Origin of the sequence: Gluconacetobacter entanii (genome assembly GCF_003206495.1) — a bacterium.
Taxonomy (GTDB): Bacteria; Pseudomonadota; Alphaproteobacteria; order Acetobacterales; family Acetobacteraceae; genus Novacetimonas; species Novacetimonas entanii.
The window spans coordinates 14,449-34,801 of sequence record NZ_NKUF01000016.1 but is presented as its reverse complement, the minus strand read 5'-3'; the positions used below and the strand labels follow the sequence as shown (position 1 = coordinate 34,801).

Annotated in this window: 21 protein-coding genes and 1 tRNA gene; 7 read left to right on the top strand and 15 right to left on the bottom strand. The window is 61.8% G+C overall.

What is annotated here, in order from left to right:
* Positions 1-11: 11 nt before the first annotated feature.
* From CFR72_RS08835 to CFR72_RS08815, 5 genes are all read right to left on the bottom strand, one after another.
* Complete coding sequence (locus CFR72_RS08835; RefSeq protein ID WP_003616576.1) at positions 12-206, bottom strand: DUF1656 domain-containing protein; 195 nt, start codon at positions 204-206, stop codon at positions 12-14.
* Positions 206-2,431, bottom strand: coding sequence for an FUSC family protein (locus CFR72_RS08830; protein ID WP_110913605.1), 2,226 nt, complete (start codon positions 2,429-2,431; stop codon positions 206-208). Before CFR72_RS08830 ends, CFR72_RS08835 begins: the two co-directional genes overlap by 1 nt.
* On the bottom strand, positions 2,428-2,904 hold the full coding sequence (locus tag CFR72_RS08825; RefSeq protein WP_110913604.1) for a MarR family winged helix-turn-helix transcriptional regulator: 477 nt from the start codon (positions 2,902-2,904) through the stop codon (positions 2,428-2,430). Before CFR72_RS08825 ends, CFR72_RS08830 begins: the two co-directional genes overlap by 4 nt.
* A 206-nt stretch (positions 2,905-3,110) precedes the next feature.
* Positions 3,111-3,551: a hypothetical protein gene (locus CFR72_RS08820; protein ID WP_110913603.1), complete on the bottom strand. Its 441-nt coding sequence runs from the start codon at positions 3,549-3,551 to the stop codon at positions 3,111-3,113.
* A gap of 40 nt (positions 3,552-3,591) precedes the next feature.
* A complete protein-coding gene (locus CFR72_RS08815) occupies positions 3,592-3,840 on the bottom strand; it encodes a hypothetical protein (protein ID WP_110913602.1) in 249 nt (82 codons plus the stop codon).
* 99 nt (positions 3,841-3,939) lie between these two features.
* Between CFR72_RS08815 and CFR72_RS08810 the strand changes: the two genes are divergently transcribed.
* From CFR72_RS08810 to CFR72_RS08780, 7 genes are all read left to right on the top strand, one after another.
* Entirely contained in the window at positions 3,940-5,061 is a 1,122-nt protein-coding gene (locus tag CFR72_RS08810; RefSeq protein ID WP_110913601.1) for an ABC transporter ATP-binding protein, read from the top strand.
* An 89-nt stretch (positions 5,062-5,150) separates the two neighbouring features.
* Complete coding sequence (locus CFR72_RS08805) at positions 5,151-6,206, top strand: extracellular solute-binding protein (RefSeq protein WP_110913600.1); 1,056 nt, start codon at positions 5,151-5,153, stop codon at positions 6,204-6,206.
* Positions 6,203-6,685 carry a hypothetical protein gene (locus CFR72_RS08800; RefSeq protein ID WP_146220693.1) on the top strand — a complete coding sequence of 161 codons (483 nt, stop codon included), beginning with the start codon at positions 6,203-6,205 and terminating at the stop codon, positions 6,683-6,685. Before CFR72_RS08805 ends, CFR72_RS08800 begins: the two co-directional genes overlap by 4 nt.
* A gap of 26 nt (positions 6,686-6,711) precedes the next feature.
* The gene (locus CFR72_RS08795) at positions 6,712-7,221 is read left to right on the top strand and encodes a YcgN family cysteine cluster protein (protein WP_408869964.1); all 510 of its coding nucleotides are present in this window, start codon (positions 6,712-6,714) and stop codon (positions 7,219-7,221) included.
* Entirely contained in the window at positions 7,221-7,928 is a 708-nt protein-coding gene (locus CFR72_RS08790) for a M48 family metallopeptidase (protein WP_110913637.1), read from the top strand. Before CFR72_RS08795 ends, CFR72_RS08790 begins: the two co-directional genes overlap by 1 nt.
* Before the next feature lie 91 nt (positions 7,929-8,019).
* Positions 8,020-8,108 (top strand) — tRNA-Leu (locus CFR72_RS08785).
* Positions 8,109-8,517: 409 nt separating this feature from the next.
* Positions 8,518-9,150: a hypothetical protein gene (locus CFR72_RS08780; RefSeq protein ID WP_244182225.1), complete on the top strand. Its 633-nt coding sequence runs from the start codon at positions 8,518-8,520 to the stop codon at positions 9,148-9,150.
* A 171-nt stretch (positions 9,151-9,321) separates the two neighbouring features.
* Here CFR72_RS08780 and CFR72_RS08775 read toward each other — a convergent pair whose 3' ends face one another.
* The 10 genes from CFR72_RS08775 to CFR72_RS08730 all read right to left on the bottom strand — a co-directional run bounded on the left by CFR72_RS08775 (position 9,322) and on the right by CFR72_RS08730 (position 20,205).
* Positions 9,322-9,870 (bottom strand): helix-turn-helix domain-containing protein, encoded by a 549-nt coding sequence (locus CFR72_RS08775; RefSeq protein ID WP_110913597.1) that lies wholly within the window; start codon positions 9,868-9,870, stop codon positions 9,322-9,324.
* Between the two features lie 105 nt (positions 9,871-9,975).
* Positions 9,976-11,730 carry a Hint domain-containing protein gene (locus CFR72_RS08770; protein ID WP_110913596.1) on the bottom strand — a complete coding sequence of 585 codons (1,755 nt, stop codon included), beginning with the start codon at positions 11,728-11,730 and terminating at the stop codon, positions 9,976-9,978.
* Positions 11,731-12,050: 320 nt separating this feature from the next.
* Positions 12,051-13,388: a GntP family permease gene (locus CFR72_RS08765; RefSeq protein WP_110913595.1), complete on the bottom strand. Its 1,338-nt coding sequence runs from the start codon at positions 13,386-13,388 to the stop codon at positions 12,051-12,053.
* A gap of 42 nt (positions 13,389-13,430) precedes the next feature.
* A complete protein-coding gene (locus CFR72_RS08760; RefSeq protein ID WP_110913636.1) occupies positions 13,431-14,912 on the bottom strand; it encodes a M81 family metallopeptidase in 1,482 nt (493 codons plus the stop codon).
* A 211-nt stretch (positions 14,913-15,123) separates the two neighbouring features.
* On the bottom strand, positions 15,124-15,489 hold the full coding sequence (locus CFR72_RS08755; protein ID WP_110913594.1) for a RidA family protein: 366 nt from the start codon (positions 15,487-15,489) through the stop codon (positions 15,124-15,126).
* Positions 15,490-15,620: 131 nt separating this feature from the next.
* Entirely contained in the window at positions 15,621-16,688 is a 1,068-nt protein-coding gene (locus tag CFR72_RS08750) for a D-TA family PLP-dependent enzyme (RefSeq protein ID WP_110913635.1), read from the bottom strand.
* A gap of 369 nt (positions 16,689-17,057) precedes the next feature.
* Positions 17,058-17,705 (bottom strand): Crp/Fnr family transcriptional regulator, encoded by a 648-nt coding sequence (locus CFR72_RS08745; RefSeq protein ID WP_110913593.1) that lies wholly within the window; start codon positions 17,703-17,705, stop codon positions 17,058-17,060.
* Positions 17,706-17,938: 233 nt separating this feature from the next.
* Positions 17,939-18,595, bottom strand: a complete 657-nt coding sequence (locus CFR72_RS08740; protein WP_110913592.1) for a TetR/AcrR family transcriptional regulator — start codon at positions 18,593-18,595, stop codon at positions 17,939-17,941.
* A gap of 108 nt (positions 18,596-18,703) precedes the next feature.
* Complete coding sequence (locus CFR72_RS08735) at positions 18,704-19,162, bottom strand: hypothetical protein (protein ID WP_193714256.1); 459 nt, start codon at positions 19,160-19,162, stop codon at positions 18,704-18,706.
* A gap of 245 nt (positions 19,163-19,407) precedes the next feature.
* Positions 19,408-20,205, bottom strand: coding sequence for a deaminated glutathione amidase (locus tag CFR72_RS08730; RefSeq protein WP_171791476.1), 798 nt, complete (start codon positions 20,203-20,205; stop codon positions 19,408-19,410).
* Positions 20,206-20,353 lie beyond the last annotated feature (148 nt).

Sequence of the window (20,353 nt, the reverse complement as noted above, 5' to 3'; positions counted from 1 at the left end):
TTCGGCGACAGTCAGATGTACAGGATCATCAGGCAGAGGACGCAAGTGTAGAGCGCGACCTCGAACAGGGCGAGATGCCAGAACCATTTCATGATACCGCTCCACCATAACAGGGAGCGCAGCAGCATGGTTACAGGCAGTGCCGCGATGGCATAGACGACAATCGGTGCCATGAAGACACCGAAGAGGTTGAATTCGGTCAGCATCAGGCGGTTCTCATTCCGAACGGGCCAGTCGTGGACGATACGGGCAGGGTCAGGCGGTTGTCGGCGCCGGGCATGTCCGCCGCCATCTGTAGCGGACCATGGCGATGGAAGAAACCGGGGATTGCCCCGATCAGCAGCGATGCCTGTTCCAGGCACGCGGCAATGCGGCGTGTGGGCGTATGGGCGGGCAGTCCGCGGCGGTCAAGGTGCGACAGCAGCGTAAGCGCGGTCGCCCGCAGTGTCTGGACCGTCTGGGCCGGGTCGGAACGCAGGTAACGGAACGCGCCAAGCGCCTCCATCACGCGCACGCGGTCGTCCTCGTGAATGGCGGGCGAGGTGACAAGCGTGCGCAGCCGCACCAGCACCAGCCCCAGCGAGACCGCCATGAAGGCCGCATCCGTCAGTTCATAGACCCGCCCCGGCTGGGAAACGAGGGAGAAGCGCTGGATAATGCGCAGTATTTTCTGCATCTGCAGGTTCTCCCACACCGGCCATTCGATATGCTGGCCCAGTGGCCTGCGCGCCAGGTTTTCGGTCGCGCGCGCGATCGACGCCACCAGCCGCCCCGAGTCGAGGCGGTGATCGGCCGGCAGGATGACGCGGAACACCAGCGCGATGGACACCACGCCCAGCGCGAAGGCCAGCCATGTATTCATCAGCGAAAGGTCGCTGTAGGTAATGGGATTACGGATCTGCACCATGGCGTTGAAGAACACGGCATAACCGAATCCGCGCATTGCGTGGCGCGGATGGAACTGGATCCATATCCCCGGCAGCAGGCACACCGACAGCGACAGCCACAGCAGCGGATAGCCGTCGATGCGCGGCAGCAGGAAGGTCTGGCAGATGAAGGCGGCGGGAATGGCCGCCAGCGTACCGCTTGCGAACATCACGCTGGCGCGCGACGCCAGCGGGCTTGTCGCCAGCAGGCACGATGCAGGGATCAGGTAGGTCAGCATGTTCGCCCCGTGCGTCCAGCGGCAGACATACCAGAACAGGCAGCCCAGCAGCGTCACGCACGCGCCGCGCGTGCCGTTGCGCAGGGCGGCGGGCCAGTCGAAATACAGCTTCAGCCCGATGGGACGGACATGTTCCTGCGGCCCCATGAAATCATCCAGCGCCGCGCATAGCTGCGCCAGCACGTCGCGTTCATTGTCGATGAAGGCGATGGTCGGCAGGTCCTGCGTCTGTTCGCCCAGTTCGTCGAGTTCGGCCATCGCCGCGCGGATGCGCCGGCGGATGTGGCGCATGTTGTCGCGCGCCTCCAGGTGCAGGTCCTCGGGCGGGAGGGTCGCGAAATAACGCATGATCTCCTGGCGGATGTGACGCGCCGCGCGCGCCTGCGGCGTCAGCGGCGGCTCATCCTGCCAGATGGGGTGATGCGCACTCAGCAGTCCCAGCAGGCGCGCAACGCCGCCACGCAGGCCGCGCGCGCGCAGGCTGACGCTGTAATTGTCGGCAGCGGCGTATTCGATCGCCTCCACCAGGGCATTGGCCTGCGACAGCAGGCGCGCGCGCTGGTCATATGACGTGATGGACATGGCGCGGAACGACAGTGGCTGCCCCGCGTCATCGGGCATGGAGGTCGCATCGTTCCATGACGCATCGGTCGGCTGCGCAAAGTGCGAGGTGATGTTGCGCAGCACCTGGTCGATCTGGCGTATGACCTTTTCGGGGTGGCTGATGTTCGTCAGCAGGAAGACGAACGCCGTGCTCAGGATTCCTACCGTCACCGCCGACAGGCGCGACATCGCGGCCATGAAGATATGGTCCGGTTCGCTGAAGGCGGAGACGGAGATCAGGATGATGGTATAGCCCGTCAGCACCGCCGCATACGCCTTGTAGAACCGCAGCAGGGTGGACACGCAGCACGCCAGCCCGATGATGAGCGACAGTCCCATGAAATACAGGACCGGCGATTGCGGGAACAGGGCCATCAGCGTGATGGCAGACGTCGCGCCGATGATCGTGCCGAAAATACGCCACACGCTTTTCGACACCATCGCGCCCACGACCGGGTTGGCGACGATCAGCACCGTCGTGACCGAGGACATCGGCGTCTGGAGTTGCAGGTCGAAGGCAAGGAACAGCGCAAGCCCCACCGCCAGCAGCGTGCGGATGCTGTAGGCAATCGTCGGGCGCACCGTCTTCCAGTCGGGGAAAACGAAGGTTCCCAGCCGGAGCAGGGGCTGTGACAGCGCGCCGTGGGGTGGGATCAGCCTCATGAACGGACGGAGGCCTCCGTCGCCATGCGGCCCGTGCACAGGTTGGCTTCGATCCGGTCGAACACGGAATAGCACGCCGTCAGTTCGGAATCCGAAATGCCCGACAGCAGGCGGTGCGACACGGCATCCACCGCATCGCGCACCTGGCGTTCGATGCGTTCGCCCTCCATCGTCAGGCGCACCAGCTTGGAGCGGCGGTCCTCCTGATCGCGGGAGCGGAACACGAGGCCACGGCGTTCCAGCACGTCAAGCAGGCGTGCGACGGACGGGGCCTCGATCTCAAGGGCGCGGGCAAGGTCGGTCTGGCGCACCGGCGGCAGCAGCAGGCCCAGATACAGGACGGGCCGCCAAGTGGCTTCGGTCAGGCCGTAATCGCGCAGGTCATGGTCCACCTGCCGCCGCCATGCCATGCCAAGGCGCGCCAGCCTGCGTCGGAAGGACCGTTCTCGTTCAAGGCGCTCGGTATCGGCCATTGCATCCTGCCAGCCGGGTTGGAAAAAATCATGAGCATGCAAACTATTTGCCTGCTTACGATTGCGTGCAGTCGCACGTTTCCAGAAAAACAGTCCGGGAGCCAATGCAATTTCGTCATGGATACCATCTGACAATGATGTGCATCAATGACGATGGCAGGGATGCGGCAGTCACGATGGCGGGGGCGGCGGCCCCCGATGTCGCGTCAGGCGCTGGGGCGACGTCCCGTCATGGTCCGGAACAGGTTCCAGATCGCACGGCCGGTATGGCGTGTCACCGGGCCGGCGACGGTGCCGACCACGGCGGACAGGGCCACCGTCTGGCGCAGTTCGTTAAGGGCGTGTTCGCGGGCGAAGCGGACACGGATTTCTTCGGGCGTCATGTAGGACCGCCGTCCCATGAAGGCGAACATGCATGCGGCGAGGATATCCACCGCAAAGACCGCACCCGACGCGCCGAGCACGCTGAAGCCGAAGGTCTGGTAGAAGAAGGCCCACAGCAGGGCGTGGCCGGTGATGGTCGCGAAACCGCCGAAAACGGCCGCGACAACCAGAAAGGCAGCCTGGCGGCCAAGGCGGATGGCCATCAATTTGCGTAGGGTGAGTTCCCCATCGATGATGGTCTTGCCGATTTCGCCTATTCTCATTGCTGTCGCGTGTCCTCTGGTTTCGTCAGGCTACCAAGCCTTATTTCGTGGCGCGGCCAAGAAAGTAGCCGATTACCGAGAAAATGGCGATAGCCAGAAAGGAACGTCCGCGCGAGCGCGACTTGGCCGGGGCCTCGGCGATTTCACGTGCGTTGGTGGCCAGGTGCTCGGCCTTTTCGACGGCGGTGTGCAGGGCGTGCTTGCCGTGCGTCTGCAGCAGGTTCTCGACGTGGGACTTCAGCGCCTGGAGGTCTTCGTGCGTAACGTGCTTGATGTCTGTCTTGGTCATTTTCTTGTCCTTGCAAAGGTGCGGGCCCGATGATCCTCTGGTAAGGAGGAAGGAAACACTTATAACCTTTTCCCTGGATAGTCAGGTTTCTGTTATCGCATGCCACCTTTCTCCTCACGACTGGTTGTTCGCAATCTCGTCACAATGGCCGGTACCGTGCCCTTCTCCTTTGGCGTTGGCGCCGGGGAGTGTCATGCCCTGCTGGGAACGCGGGGCGAATACCTGTCGATCGTGGCCGATGCGCTGGCCGGTCTCCGGCGTGCGCTCGACGGCAACGTGGTGGTGGGGGAGATCGACGTCACCAATCGTCCGCCCCTCACGCGGATGTGCGGATCATGGAGCGCGCGCGATCCCCTGTTCGCCCACCTGACGGTGTTCGCGAACCTGCGGTTCCCCCTGCGCGTGCGGGGCATCTCCCGTGCGGAGGCGTCCGACCGCGCGCGCCAGGCCGTCGCCCTGCTGGGGCTGGAGGGGCTGGAGGATCTGCGGCCTGACATGCTGGACGAGGAACAGACCCTGCGCGCGGGCCTTGCGCGCGTGCTGGTGACGGCGCCGCCGGTCATCGTGCTGGATGATCCCCTTGCCGCGCTGCCCCCGGACCGCCGCAGCAGCATGCGCAGCTTCCTTGGCCGACTGGTGCGCGCGCGTGACCTGTGCGTGGTGATGACCACCTGCGACCGTGACGATGCGCTGGTGATGGGGGATCGGATCGGATTCGTCCATGGTCCCGACCTGCTGCAGACGGGCACGGCGGCGGACCTGTTCGACCGGCCCGCATGTGATCGCGTCGCCACGGGCTTTGCCGATGCCAACGCCCTGACCGGGCGCGTGGACCGGATCGAGGACGATGTCGCGGTCATCCACCTTCCGGGGGGACTGACGGTGCAGGCCATGGCGGCCCCCGGCCTGGTGGAGGACAGCCTGTGCACCGTATGCGTGCGTCCCGACCGGATCGCGACCCTGTTCCCCGCGCGGCCGGGGGCGATGGGCAGCATTGCCGGCGAGGATGGCGAACCCGCGATGCTGCCGGCGGTGCTGGTGGACATGCGGCACATGGGCACCTACATCCGCATGCGCCTGAGGCTGTCGAACGGTGATGAAATGCTGGTGCGCCGTCCCCCGCTGCAGATCGTGTGCGGGGTGGAACCGGGGCGCCCGGCGCTGCTGGCGTGGCAGGCGGGGCAGGCTATTGCCTTTCCGTTCCGCCATGAAATGCGCTAGCGTCCGACGTGCCGTATTCCTGTGACCGTACCGGTGGTCATGCCGTCTTGCGAAGGTTCTTTCCACTGTCTTCCCTGCTGTCTTTTCCGATGACCCGTGCGTGTCTTCCCACCCGTCTGTCGCTGCGTCGTGTGGCGTGCCTGTTCACCATGATGGCGCTGGCGGGGGGTGTGCTGGGGGCATCGGACGTGCATGCCCGCGTGGCGTCGCCCATCCATCGCAGGCACCTTGCCGTCCTGACCGTCGCGACACAGGACGACGCCCTGGGCAAGGTGCAGGATCGCGCCTATTTCCAGCCATTCGCCAGGAAGGCGGGAATTCGCGTTGTCCGCCGCACATGGGACGGGCAGGCGGCGACGCTGGCCGCGCATGCCGCGACGGAATCGACACCCGCCACATGGGCGGTGGTGTTTGGCGAGGACAGCGCGATTCGCACCTCGTGCATGCAGGGCAGCCTGGTCCGACTGGCGGGCAGCGTGGACAATCCCGACGGGTGTGGCGTGGCCGCGCTGCATCCGGCCATCGTGCTGGCGTGGGATCGTGGCTGGCGGCCTTCGTCGCCGCGCTGGGCGGATTTCTGGAACATCGTGCGCTATCCCGGCAAGCGGGGGCTGCGGCGCGATCCGCGCTCCACGCTGGAAATCGCGCTGATGGCCGATGGCGTGGCGCCGCATGACGTGTATGACATGCTCTCCACCGGGCCGGGGATCGACCGGGCGTTCCGCAAGCTGACGCAGTTGCGCCCCTATATCACATGGTGGTCCACGCCCGAGGAGTCCGCCCGCCTGGTGGAAAATGGCAGCGTGCTGATGGGAAGTGTCTTCAGCAATGAAATCGCCAGCCTGCCCGCGCGTCGCCACGATATCGGCGTGCAGTGGGAGCAGAGCCTTGGCGAATGCCTGTCATGGGCCATGGTGCAGGGTGTGGCCCCGGCCATGGCGGGGCAGGCGCGTGACCTGCTGCATTATATAGTACAGCCCGAACAGAAGGATCGCTTTGCCGCCCTGTATCCCATGGGCCAGACGGCGGCCGGGTCGCCGGTGGGTGAACCCACGGCCGACCTGCCCATGAACCCGGACTTCTGGGGCGCGCACCTGCCGGACCTGTCGCAGCGTTTCGCCGACTGGCTGCATGGGCCTGCATGATGCCATCCCCACCCGTTCCCGATGGCCGCGGCATGCTGTTCCTCATGGCGGGGGAATGCGCCCTGACGGCGTTCATCATGGCGGCGCTGATTGTCGTGATGTGCATGCTGGCACGCCGGCGCATGCCGTGGGGGCCTGCGGCGGTGCAGGTCATGCTGCTGCTGGCGCTGCTGCCGGGGGTTGGGGGTGCGCTGTGCCTGCCGCGCCTGCTCGGGGCAGGGGGCGCGGGCAGCATGTGGCCGGTGCTGCAGGGGATGCTGCTGTGCCCGCTTGTGACGGTGCTGCCGCTGCGGACCATGCTGCGTGTGCCGGCCAGCGTGTCGCGCACGGCATGGGGACTGGGGGCGGGGACATGGATGCGTGTGCGCATGCTGTGGCTGCCCCTGCTGGGGCCGTCGCTTGTGCTGTCGGCCTGCGCAGGACTGGGTATGGGCATGCTGGCCGCCATGGTGGACGCGGGGGCGGGCGTTGGGACATGACGGAACGGGACATGGGGGCGATGGGCATGGAAAATGGCAATGAGGCAGGGGAGCGTCCGTTCTGGATGACCGTTCCGCTGTCGCGCATGACGCGCGCGCAGTGGGAATCCCTGTGTGACGGGTGCGGGCGGTGCTGCCTGCACAAGCTGCGCGATGATGAGACGGAGGAGATCGTCTTTACCGATGTCGCCTGCCGCCTGCTGGATACGAAGACGTGCCTGTGCACGGATTATCCCAACCGCCAGCGCAAGGTGCAGGACTGCATCAGCCTGACGCCGGACATGCTGGAGGAGATCGACTGGCTGCCGCCCACCTGCGGATACCGCCTGATCCACGAAGGCAGGCCCCTGCCATGGTGGCACCCGCTGGTGTCCGGGCGGCCCGAGACGGTGCATGAGGCCGGGGTGTCGGTCAGCGGCCGCGTCATCAGCGAGCGCCGCGCCGGCGCGCTGGAGGATCATATCGTGGAATGGCCCGGTGAGTGTCCCCGCGGCGCCAACAGCACGCAGCCCCCGGACACCGCGTCGCGCGGATGATGCGCGAGGATGGCCCCGAAACCGTGGCCATCGCCAGCGGGCAGGTCCCGGTATGCTGGCGTCGTTCGGCGCGTGCGCGGCGCATTTCCATGCGGATCGACGCCCGTAGCGGCCATGTCGTCCTGACCCTCCCGCCGCGTGCCCGGCGCGAGGACGCGCTGGCGCTGCTGCGGTCGCATTCGGCATGGGTTGCCGCCAACCTTGCCCGCATACCCAAGGCCCCGCGATGGCATGACGGGGGGCAGGTACTGATCGACGGGCGGCCCCACGCCATCCGCCACTGTCCCGACGCCCGGCGTGGCGTGTGGATCGAAGGTGACGTGGTGCATGTCAGCGGGGAAGCCGCGTTTCTGGTCCGGCGCCTGACGACCTTCCTGCGTGAGGAAGCGCGCCTGCGCCTCGGCACGGGACTGACGGCGCTGGCGCGGCAGGCAGGGCTGCGTCCCACGCGCCTGTCGATCCGCGATACCCGCAGCAGGTGGGGTAGCTGTACCGCCGATGGGGCGATCATGCTGTGCTGGCGTCTGGTGATGGCCCCGCCGGAGGTGCAGCATTACGTGATGGCTCATGAACTGGCGCATCTGCGGCACATGAACCATGGACCTGATTTCTGGGTACTGGTGGATCGGCTGACACCGCACCGCCGCACCGCCGAAGCCTGGCTGCGCCGTGAAGGGGCCACCCTGCTGCGCGATATGCAGGAATGAGTGTCCCTTGTGTTTTTTGTGCCGAAATATCCTCAAACCGTGGCAGGTTGAGTTGTCGTGCGTGGTGTGTGTGCTAGAAGATGCATGCGATGCGAGCTTGGCGGAATGGTAGACGCACGAGACTTAAAATCTTGCGCCCGTTAACAGGGCGTGCGGGTTCGAGTCCCGCAGCTCGCACCACAGACACCTGAAATGGTCCGATTTTTTTGACAGGATGGCGCAAAGCCTGCTGGCGCGGGCTCCTGCCCCCGCGCAGGGCTGTATCTGTGTGCTCCCCGGATCGCGGCAGGTTGCCGGGGGTAGAAGTCGCTGCGTCCCGCAGGAAGCAGATCATGCCTATACCTGAATAAATCTGCATATTTCCTGAATAAAATAGATTGGTTCCATGCTGCTCTTGTGGACAGGACCAGTAATCGGAAATATATTACGGGGAATTATTTTTTTCGGGTGTTTCCAGATGAGAAGATATGTTCCGATTGCCTTGGCCGCAATGATATGCTGCTTCGCGCAGGCATCAGCATGGGCGGGCGGGTGCTATAATCTGGGGAACGGGGAACCATCGGAACTGACCGGGACGCTTGAATATGTCATGTTTCCCGGGCCGCCGAATTATGAAGATGTGCAGACAGGCGATACGCCGGAACCCTCGTATGTGCTGAAGCTTCATGACCCCATCTGTCTTTCTGGCGATGAGGCTGCTGACCCGAGCAAGTATTTCCAATATGTCCAGTTGGTGTCGGGACAGGATATGGATGAACAGTTCCGTCATCTGCTGCATCAGGACGTGACGGTCCATCTTACGGATGCAATGGCGGCTATAACCGGGCATCACCATGAACCCCTTGTTGCGACAGTGACCTCCGTCAGCATTGCGCAGGCAAAACCCATGGAATTTACTGACGAATACGGAACCGCGGCAACGACGATACAGGCATTCTATGACGCACTGGGGGCCGCGCAGGGGACGGTGGCCTCTGCCATGGTCATCCCGGAAAAACGCTCCACACCTGCATTTTCACCGTCGAATATTACCCGGTTTTATGGCGGATTGGCTGATCCCATCCGTGTGGTGAGTATCGCACAGGAAAATGACAGTACTTTCATTGTAAATTACCATTACGCAACAAAATCACACGCCTGCAACGGCAGGGCGACAGTCACCACGACCGTGCGTGGGGGACGGAACTTTATCCAGAGTATCCATGCCCTGAATGGGTGTTAGAAAAACAGCCATTCCATCCTGATGTTTCAGGGGGTGATGAAGGGGGTAAAGGTTTTTGGGTGCCGCCCTGTTTCCAGAGGGCGGTGTTCTTCTGAAGCTTTTTGGAAAAAGCTTCACCAAAAACTTCTTTGAATTTACAGGATGTTTGTCGGGCCTGTTCCGGGCGGTTATTCAGGCTCTGGCACGTCGTTCGGCATATTTCTGGATTTCCATCTTGCGTTCTGTTGGCAGCCGCCGATAGAGGTCGATAAGGTCGCGTTCATCGGGGGAGAGGTCCATGGTCGTGGTCTGCTCCACCATCCCTCCCAGAAACAGTTCGGGCGGCACTTCAAAGATCTGCGCAAGCTTCGGCAGGTGCCTGTTGGCGCTGCTGGTACGGCCTGTTTCCAGGGCGGCGATTGCCGAACGGCTGAGCCCCATGGCTGCGGCCAGTTCGCTCTGGCTCATGCCGCAGGCCTTGCGCAGGGTGGCGACCTTTTTGGCCAGTTCCGTCGCTGGCGCGGCCCGGGCTTCGGTCTGCCCGCTCAGTGTGGCCCTGCTTTCGCGGATCCAGCGGCGGAAGAAAGACTGGCTGACGTTCTCGTACGATGGGGCATCGGTATCGGGAAAGGGACTGTAGGCAAGCACCCGTTCCGAAAGATCGACAATCCGGCGGCAGGGAACCCGGCTGTCCTGTGGGGTCCAGATCTGCCCGGGCTGGAGGAGAATGCGTGGTGCCATGCGTAACCCGATACCAGGCAAGGCAAGACCCCGACTCCCGAAAGAGTGCGGGGTCGCCCTGCGTCCTATGTGCAATGTCGTGTCGGCGTGCGGCGCGCCGGAAGGTCAGGCGCGTTTCGCGGTCTGGACATGTGCAGGCCGCGCGACAGGATAGGCCCCTTTTTCCCTGATCTGGAGGGCAAGAAGAGCCGCGCTGTTGGGGTGACGCGGCCCAAGGGGAAGCAGCGCATTGCCCGAGGTCCAGCGCATGTCCTCGCGCTCCAGCATATGCCAGCCGTCAAGGTCCGGTTCCGTAAGGTGCGGTGTGACGGCATGGCACTGCGCCGCCTCGAACATCTTGATCTCGCCGATTGCGAGGCCAAGGTAACGGCGATCATCGACGAACGGCCCGATCACGTCGCTGGGGCGATGGGTGCTGGAGACGATGCGCACGCTTTTCACACCGGTCGGAATCATGAACATGACCCGGTCCCCATGCTCCCGTGCCTGCCGGATCACGGCGCCCGTATCGGTGATGAGGTGCAGGTCCGCATCCTCCGTCAGTTCTGCCGCGGCCTCTTTTTGTGTGACGCCGGCCGCCTGCGCACGGGCGACGATCTGATGGAACAGGGGTTCGACGAACGTGCGACTGACGCCAAGGGGGGCGGCCGCGTCCTCTGTCCAGGTCCGGCCGGATTGCCCGATGCGGACCACATTGCCGGCCTGCCGGAAGCCATGGCGATTCCCGGTGTCGAGATAGCTTTCGGTCAGCATCCCGTCTACGGTGATGACCGAATGTTCCGCGGTCTCGATATGATGGTAGTCATACGATGTGATCGACCGGTCGTAAAAGATGGAACGGCCATTCACCAGCATGCGGACGGGGATGAATTTTCCGTCAAGGAACAGGCAGTGTTCCGCCGTGATGAGCATGTCCTTGTAAGGGACGCCATCGCTGATCGCATCCTTGAGGATACGGACCGGATACCCGGATTCATCATCGGGCAGGTGGGGGCGGACCCTGACGGTCTGGCTGCCGGTCCACACGACCTCGCGCAGGGACTGCGTATTGGTCCCGCAATCCAGCGCAACAACCGTATCGCCGATCCTGATGTCCTCGACAGCCACGTCGCCTGTCGGTGTCCTGACCATGCTTCCGGGCAGGAAGCAGACCAGAACGCCAGTGGTGCCCGAACTGTTGGCGGAGGAGGCGCTTATATACAGGTTCCCGTCACTGTCCTGTTGGTAAAGAGTGTTTTGTGACGGGGTATAGTCACCATTGACACTGATGGTAATGCCGGTATTTGTCGTGATGCTTGTATTTGTGCCATCATATGTCGCATTCGTGACATAGGACGCGCCCGGTATTTCAATGGTGGCCCCGGCGTTGCCAAACCCCGAGATGTTATTGAAAGTAAGGACATCCACGCCGCTGGCCGGGGTAACGACAAGTGTCCCGCCCCCGGTTCCGAAGGTGATTCCCGTTCCTGAAAGTGCGGAGATTTCAGCGGTACTGACAGTACCAAGGTTGATGGTGCCGCCGTTTTCTATGGTGTAATTGGTGCCGCTCAGGGCTGTGATGATGTTATCGCCTGAGATGTTGATGGTCCCGCCATTGGCGGTAAAGCTGGAACCCGTCAAAAGGCCAAGAACGGTTGAACCGACGTCAACCGTAACATTGGCGCCCCCTTCCGCAGTTACGGTATACGGGTTGATCGCCCCGATAAGTGTGGGTGCGAAACTCAGGCTGTCTGTAATATCCCCGTCGAATGTGACACCGGCACCTCCCAGAGAAGCAATCCCCAATACCCATCCGACAGGAAATATTGTGTAGCTCCCGCTGGTGGTGACAGTATTCCCGTAGCCATACAAGCCGGACATTCTGTTTTTCTTTCATGATAATAATGCGTTTTTATTTCATATGAAGTAAAGGTAAATTTTCCGTATATGATCGTAAAATAAAAACATTATGGGAAACCATGTGTCAGGAGATCCGGTGATCTTGAATAACATATTGAAAATAAAAATATTTCAGGAAAAATAGCTAAGAAACAGCAACAATCATTGAAAACCGGCCTGGAGATAAGGAATTGATAAAAATAACAGAAGTTTCTGGGTGTCGCCTTTTTTCAAAAAGGCGACGTCTGTGCGACACTTTTTGAAAATAACCACAAAAAATCAGATGATTTCAGTATGGTTGCTCACATGATGCCGGACAGGAGCAGCGTAAAGGACAGCACGACCACGGAAATCAGCGTTTCCGTCCCGGACCACACGACAAAGGTCTGTGCCAGCGACAGGCCGAGATATTCCTTCAACTGCCAGAAGACCGGGTCATTGACCGGCCCGAAGGCGATGGACCCCGCCCCCGTCGCCAGCACCAGCAGCTCGGGTGACACGCTATGCAGGTGGCTGATGGCGGGTGCGATCAGGTTGGCCGCCGTGCCGGTTGCAACGGTGGCCGAACCGGTGGCAAGCCGGACGATCGCGGCGGACAGGAAGGCCAGCAGCAGCGGGGACATGTGCGCGCCAAGGGCGGCGGATGTCAGGGCCTGCGAAACGCCGCTGTCGATCACGGCCTGCCCGAAACCGCCGCCCGCGCCCACCAGCAGGATCACGAACCCCGTCGGCCCGAGGCAGTCATGCAGCATCTGCCCGATCTGTCGCGCCGTCATGCCCGCAGGCCTGCACAGCAGCATGACTGTGGCCAGCAGGGACAGGATGAGGGAAATGTTCGTCTCCCCCAGTGCCTGGCCCAGCATGTGCACGCCTCTCCCGCCCGGCAGGCTGGCCATGACCTGCCCGCACCCGATCAGCAGGAATGGCAGCAGGATGCACAGCAGGCTGCGCCCCGGTGGGGGACGGATGGCGGGGGCTGCGCGTGTCAGGAACTCCGCCTCCATCGGGCTTGTTGCGATGGGGCCGATGTGGCGGACGACGAACCGCGCGAAGACCGGTCCGCACAGGGCCGCCGTGGGCAGCATGATGAGCAGCCCCAGCACGATGTTTTTCATCAGGCTGGCGTGATAGATGCCAATTGCCAGCATGATGGCCGGATGCGGCGGCATGACCGCATGGGCGATCGACAGGCTGGCGACAAGCGGCAGGATGGCCATCAGCACCGGCCTGCGGCTTTCCTGCGCCGCGATGAACGCCAGCGGCGCCAGCAGGACGAAGCCCACGTCAAAGAAGATGGGCAGGCCGACCACCATGCCGATGGCCGCCATGGCCCAGTGCAGGTTCCGCGCGCCACATCGTTTCATGACCGACAGGGCGACGGTATCGGCGGCCCCAGATTGTGCGATCAGTTTGCCGAACATGGTGCCAAAGGCGATCAGGAAGCCGATACTGCCCAGCGCATTGCCCGCCCCGTGCTGGAAACTGGCCACGGCCTGCACCGGGTTGTGACCTGCCGACAGCATGAGTGCGATGGCCACCCCGAACAGCACCACAAGCGCATTGAGGTGAAAGCGCGCGATCAGGACAATGATCGTCCCGATCGCGCAGAGACCGAGGGCCAGGGCACAGGTCAGGGACATCTCAGCGGCCTTCTTCGGGGGATGCCATGGCGGCGGGCAGGGTCACGTCAGGTCATGGGGATTTTCCAAGATGGGCCAGATCCCGCGCGTCAGCCGGGTATATTTCGTGCGCTTCGGGTCGGAGGGGTAATGCGTGCCCGCATCGACATAGAGGATTTCGGAGGCGATCCCGACAAACCCGGCATAGAAATGATTGGTGGATTTCACCACCAGCACATCCTTGGCCGTGGGGTCGATACCAAGGTTGGAGAAGATGTCCGGCTCGAAACACTGGGTGCGGTTGGTGTTGAGGATGATGTCGATCTGCGTGCCCACGATACGGACAACGGCGCTGGCCCCCAGTGGCACCTGGCTTTCGCCAAAGCTCTGCCACGCGGCGGTGGTGACATTGCGGACCTCGACCTCCGCGTCGATCGGGTCCCCGCCGCCGGGGCCTGCCTTGCCGCCGATGCGCAGGTGGATGCGTGCGCCAATGCTCGCGGCCTCGCAGAAGGAGACGGCGATCGGGTCCCAGATGGTCGCAACGCCTGCATTGTCGATGCCGGCATGGATCAGGTCCGACAGCAGGATTGTCCCGTCGCCCGCCACGCCGCCGCCCGGATTGTCCCATATGTCCGCAAGGACGACCGGCGCGGTGATGGCGGGATCGGCAATCGCGGCCTTTGCCCGTGCGATCGCCTGTCGTGGCGACAGGGTGTGCATGCGCGTGCTGCCGCGAAAGCCAAAGACTTCCATGCCCAGTTCATGGGCCAGGTGTTCGCCACCGCGCGGGTCGTTGTCCGTGACGACCACGACCTGCGTGCCAAGGTCCGCCACGTTCCCGGCAAGGAAGCCGTGGATCAGCGAAATGGACAGGATCCGGCCCGTGCCCTGCATTGCGCGGATTTTGTCCACGAACCAGCGCAATGGCTGCTGGCTGGTGGGCAGGACGTCGATCATCCGGCAGTCGAACGTTGAAATGACCGGCTTTATTTCATGGCGCACCGCGCGCAGGACGATATCGACCAGTTGTTCGGCGCGTTCCATGAAGTCCGTATGCGGGAATTCCAGAAACGCGTTCATGGCGTCCAGATTGCGCACGCGCAGCGCGGTCAGGTGGCTGTGCGGATCAAATGTCGCCCCGATCACCACATCCGGCCCCACGCAGTCGCGGATATGCGTCAGCAGGTCGCCTTCGCAATCCTCATACCCCTGCGCCACCATCGCGCCATGCAGACCCATGACCACCGCGTCAACGGGCAGGGCGGCACGCAACTGCCCCACGATTTCGTCACGCAGGTCTTCATAGGTCTGGCGTTTGACCAGTCCACCGGGTTCCGCCCATGTGCAGGTACCCTCCACCAGGTCGAAGCCCTGCTCCCTGCTGCGGGTCCGCAGGGCGGGAACCACGGCGGAACACAGCGTCGGGGTGGCCGGGTGTTCTCCCGGTGGGGCGTAGAATGCCCCCCTGAACGCCGACAGGTCGGTGGGAACCGGGGAAAAGGTATTGGTTTCGGTGGCAAGCGAGGCGACAAACACACGCATGTTCATTCTCCTCCGGGTGCCATGACTTTGGAAAACCGTTTCAGGATAAATCACTGATAAGGAATAAAAGTTTTTGGGGGGCGCCTTTTTTAAGAAAGTCGGCGTTCTTTGAAGCTTTTTGAAAAAAAAGCTTCACCAAAAACTTTTATTTTATGGGAAGGAAAACGGTCTTCGGGTCATGGTACGCAGGGTGGCTTTATGCAGGGAGAGGTCAGCCAACCGGCTTGTAGGCGATGGCCTCGATCTCCACCACGATGTCGGCCATCAGGCCGGCCTCTATGGTGGTGCGTGCGGGGGGTTCGACGGGGAAATAGGTCGCATAGACCTTGTTGAATTCCTCGAAATCTCCTGCATCGGTCAGGATGGCGAAGGTCTTGACCACGTCGCTCATCTCGCACCCGGCGGTCTTCAGCACGGCGGCGACGTTATCGAGCACGGCGGCCGTCTGCGCCACGATCCCGCCCTCGACCACATTGCCATCCACCACGGGAACCTGCCCCGAGACATAGACATAATCCCCCGCGCGCACCGCCATCGACAGGGGAACGGCAGCCTTGCCATAAACTTTCTTCATCATGCTTTTCCGTTTTCTTGCATCTGTAAAAAAGACCGTAAAAATTCAGAAGTTTTTGGTGAAGCTTTTTTCAAAAAGCTTAAAAGAACGTCACTTTTCTTAAAAAAGGCGTCCCAAAAAACCTCTGTTTTATCTCAGCTTACGCCCCCACGCGCGACAACAGGCAGGCGGTCGATGACCTTGCCGTCCGATACGAGGTAGATATGGTCGAACATGTTCGTGACCACGCAGGCATGGTTGGGAATGATGCGCACCTTTTCCCCGATGGCGGGCAGGGATGCCCCCCCGCCGGAGCGGATCGTGCCGTGTTCTTCGCTCAGGGCGGTGATGCGGCTGTCCTCGTGGCCGATGATGTGGCCGTACCCGTCCTGTCCCAGCAGGTCGCTCGTCAGGGTCTTGGTGCCCGCGTCGATGATCGCGCGGTTTTCGGTGGGGCGACTGATGACGGTGGCCAGCACGCTCAGCGCGCATTCCCCGATCGTCGCGGCCCCTGCCGCCACCTGGGAGCGGTCCATGTAGATATAGGTGCCGGGACGGTATTCGGTCATGTTGCGCATGTCGCCCGCCGTCCACATGTCGGGCGTGCCCCACACCGTGATCGCGGGGATGTCGATCCCGGCCGCGTCGAAGACGCCGCGTGCCTGGCCCAGCCATTCATCCGCCTGCGCCTGCTTTCCGGAGGCGGGATAGGTCATCAGGCCGCCGAAACACAGGTTGGGGGCCGCAATGATCCGTTGCGCGAGGGCCAGCGCCTCCTGCACGGTCTGCACGCCGCAGCGGTTGCCACCGGTGTCGCATTCGACAAAAACCCGCAGCGCCGGGATGTCCGCGCCTGCCGTGACGCGGTCGTACCCCTCGATCACCGGCAGGTTGTCCGCCACGACCGACAGGCTGACCTGACGCGCGAGGTTGACGAGGCGGCCGAGTTTGTGCGCGCCAAGGATGTTGTAGGTCAGCAGGATGTCCGATAGCCCGGCCTGCGCCATGATCTCGGCCTCGGTCAGTTTCTGGCAGGTGATGCCGACGGCCCCTGCCGCCACCTGCCTGTGGGCGAAAAAGGACAGTTTGTGCGTCTTGATATGGGGACGCAGGCAGAATCCGTGCTCGCTGGCGTAACGCTGCGCCTTGTTGATATTGGCCAGCGCCTTGTCGAGATCGACCAGAACGGCCGGGGTATCGAGCATATCGATGGAAATTGACATCGTCTTCCCGCGTTTCAGGCGGATGGGCTTGCCCACCGGCCGTTACCGATAAATAACCATGTCGAAACATAATCCCGATTTGAAGTCGTGTAAAATTGTTAACCGTCACGAAAAAAGTATAAAATGCATGCCTTGCGTGATGTCGGGATGGTGAGGGGCCGCTTTTATTTTCATGTTCCATGGTTGTCATTGCGTCCTGCGAGGCAGCCCGCCCGACAGTCATGCCATCCCCGTTACAGGCAAAAAGGAAGCAACGGCTTTCGCGCGGAAAGCCGTAAACCATTTAAAAGTTTTTGGTGAAGCTTTTTACAAAAATCTTCAGAAGAACGATGAATTTAAAAAATCCTCTGGAAGTAGATTTTCAACCACTCAACGCGACATCATCATCCGGATCTGTTCCGTATTGATCTGCATCCGCTGCGACGACAGGCGCTTGATCAGGTCCATGTCTTCGAGAACCTTGAGCGTACGGCTCGTTGTTTCAAGCGCGATGCCAAGATAGTCGGCAATGTCCTTGCGATCCATCGCAAGGGTCAGGATATGTGAATGCCGGTCAAAGAAATCGGCCTGCTTGCTGCATTCAAGCAGGAACCCCGCAAGCCGTTTCGTCACCAGCGAACAGGTGGCCAGCAGGACATGGCGTTCGGTCGCCTTGGTGTATTTCAGGGCATGTTGCAGGAACAGCGCCTGGATACGCGGGCGGGATTCAATCAGTGTGCGGAGCGCGGGATACGGGATCTGGAAAAGGTACGTGTCGATCAGCGTCACGGCGGAGGCACGGTACAGCCCATTTTCGGTCGTGCCGAACATGTTGTCCGACCACAGGAACGCAAAGATCTGGTTGCGGCCGTCCTCCCGCTGGTATTCCAGCCGGACAGCGCCGGAACGGATGATGTAGAGATAACGTGCAGGTTCATCCTGCGCATAGATGCGGCATTTCGCCGGTTTGTGGATCTTGGAGGAAATGGCGTTTAATGCGTCACGCTCCTGCTCATCAAGTCTGAAATCACCGAACATCGTGAATGCCTGTCTGGTTATAAAGCATGGTATGTACTTGTATTTTCGGATTCAACATCCTGCGCGCCGGCCTTTTCCCCTGCTTCGCATTGATCCCGATGATCCTCATCAATCATGGCTCCGGGTGAGGTAGGCAGCCTGTGACGCTTTATATATACGAAACGGTATCGTATCTCAACATATCATCGTAATCCATCCGTCGGGAACGGGCAGGCTGGCGTACCGGTTTTGCCCTATCGGGTCGTGGTGCTGATCCCGCATATGAAAATCTGCCAGGCCCGGTCGAAAAAGCGCGCGCGGACCAGGGGATCATGCAGCCTGTTCTGGCGCAGCATGGTGTTCTGCAGGGGCCAGCCCAGCACCAGGCTCATCAGGACCCGCGTCGTTTCCTCGTGGTCGGTGGCGCGGATCTGTCCCGCCTCCTCCGCCGCGCGGAGGAGGCGGCCAATGGTTGCCATGAACGGTCCGGCAATGTCCTTCATCATCCCCTCGACAACACTGGGGATGCGGTGGCCGTCGGCAATGACGATGCGGTAGGCCTCCAGCGTTTCCGGGCGCAGCATGAAATCGAGGAAGAAATGTGTGATTTCGCGCATCGCCTCCAGCGGGTTTTTCGGCATTGCCTCCATGGCGGTGGTTTCTTCGAGCAGAAGCCGCCCGCGTGCGGCGACCACGGCCGTAAACAGGTCTTCCTTGGAGGCATGGCGGCGGTACAGGCTTGCCTTGCTGCATCCCGCGACACGGGCGATCCGTTCAAGGGAGGTCGCGGCAAACCCCTGTTCTATGAAAAGTGCTGTTGCCACCTCAAGGACATGCCGATCAAGCTGCGCCGATCCTTCCGGCGTCGGGCGCCCACCCGTATGTGGCGGCCTTGGTGGTACGTCAGCCATGTTTCATCCCCCAGCAGCGCGCGGTCGGTCACGTCTGTCACGCGACATAGCACGGGACGGACGTGAGGCACCATGAAGGGCCCGTTCCCCGTGTCGTGCGGGTGCGCGTCAGGGGACGGGGGGTTGTGTTTCCAGCAGGCGGAAGGAAAGCCGCGAGACCTGACCCGACAGTTGCGCCCCATGTGTCCGGGCATGGAAATCGATATCCGTGCCCTTGCCATTTTCCATGACGATACCTGCCGTTCCGTGATTCATGGTGGCCGTGCCGCCAACGGTCCAGTACGTGCCATTGAAATCCTGCACCCGTGCCAGGTTGCGCACGCATCCACGTCCCGACAGGGAAACGCCGCCAAGGCTGAGCGCGCCGCCACCGCGCACGGTGAAGCGATAGCTATGCGCGCCATCCGACAGGGTGCCATGTCCCCACAGATATCCGATGCCCGCGCCGACCTGATGGGCGGACATGTCGATCACGGCATCGCTGCGGGCGCATTGTGCGTGTGCCGCGGTGCCAAGGAACAGGGGGGTCATCAGGGCATACAGGTAGAGGGGGCTGGGAAATTTCATGACATGCGGGTCCCGTCAGGTTGGGCTCCTTCTTATTGAACGAACCCGTATCGTTCCTTATTGGCCCGTGAACATGATGTCAATGCAAAAGGAAACGCCCGCGTGTCCGTGGATGCGGGCTGAAATGCTGCCGTTATGAAGTGACAGGAGTTTTGGGGGGCCGCCTTTTTTCAAAAATGCGGCGCTCCTTGAAGCTTTTTGGAAAAAGCTTCACCAAAAACTTTTGTTCTGTGTGGGACTGTTTTTCAGTCCTGCCGCAGTTCCGGCGTGCCGAACCGGCGGTTCTGCAGGACGGGGACAATCCGGCGGGCATGTGCGATACGCTCATGCGAAATGGTGCAGAATGTCAGGGTCGGGGCTTCCCCCGCCTGCACGATGGCCACGCCCAGCGGGTCCACAACCATGCTCGATCCGATATTGCGGTTGCCGCATTCGCTGACGGCAATCATGTAGCACGTGTTTTCCAGCGCCCGCGCGGTGACCAGCACCTTCCAGTGCTCCTCCTTGAGCGGGCCGCGCACCCATGCGGCGGGCAGCACCAGCGCATCGGCCCCATCCAGCGCCAGTCGCCGCGCCAGTTCGGGAAAGCGCACGTCATAACAGGTCATCAGCCCAAGCCGGAACCCTGCCACATCAATGATCGGCGGAATGTCCTGACCCGGTGTCACATTGCGCGATTCCTGCACGGCGAAGGCGTCATACAGGTGAAGCTTCCTGTACTGCGCGATGATTTTCCCCCGGTGGAGCACGACCAGCGTATTGTAATGGCGTCCCTGCCCATCCGGCACATGCAGGCATCCCATGATGGTCGTGTCCACATCCCGGCTTTCATGCAGGAGGCGCGACATGAACGGACCATCAAGTGGCTGCGCGGTCCTGGCGATGATGTCGGGATCGGCGATGTCATGCGCAAGGATCCCTTCGGGCAGGACCAGAAGCCCGGCCTTCTCCGCCGCTGCCTGCCGGATCAGGCCAAGGATGTGCTCCAGGTTGGTTTCCCATTTCGGGGAAACGGCGAACTGTCCAAGGGCGACTTTCAGCATGATCTGTCCATGTCGGTCTGTGTTGGCCGGTCGTCAGCGTAATCCAAAGCCCCGTGGCGGTAAATGTCCCCCCACTGTGTGGAACAGTGCGTAAATCGGTCAGGAGTTTCTGGTGAAGCTGTTGATCGAAAAAGCTTCGAAAGACGCC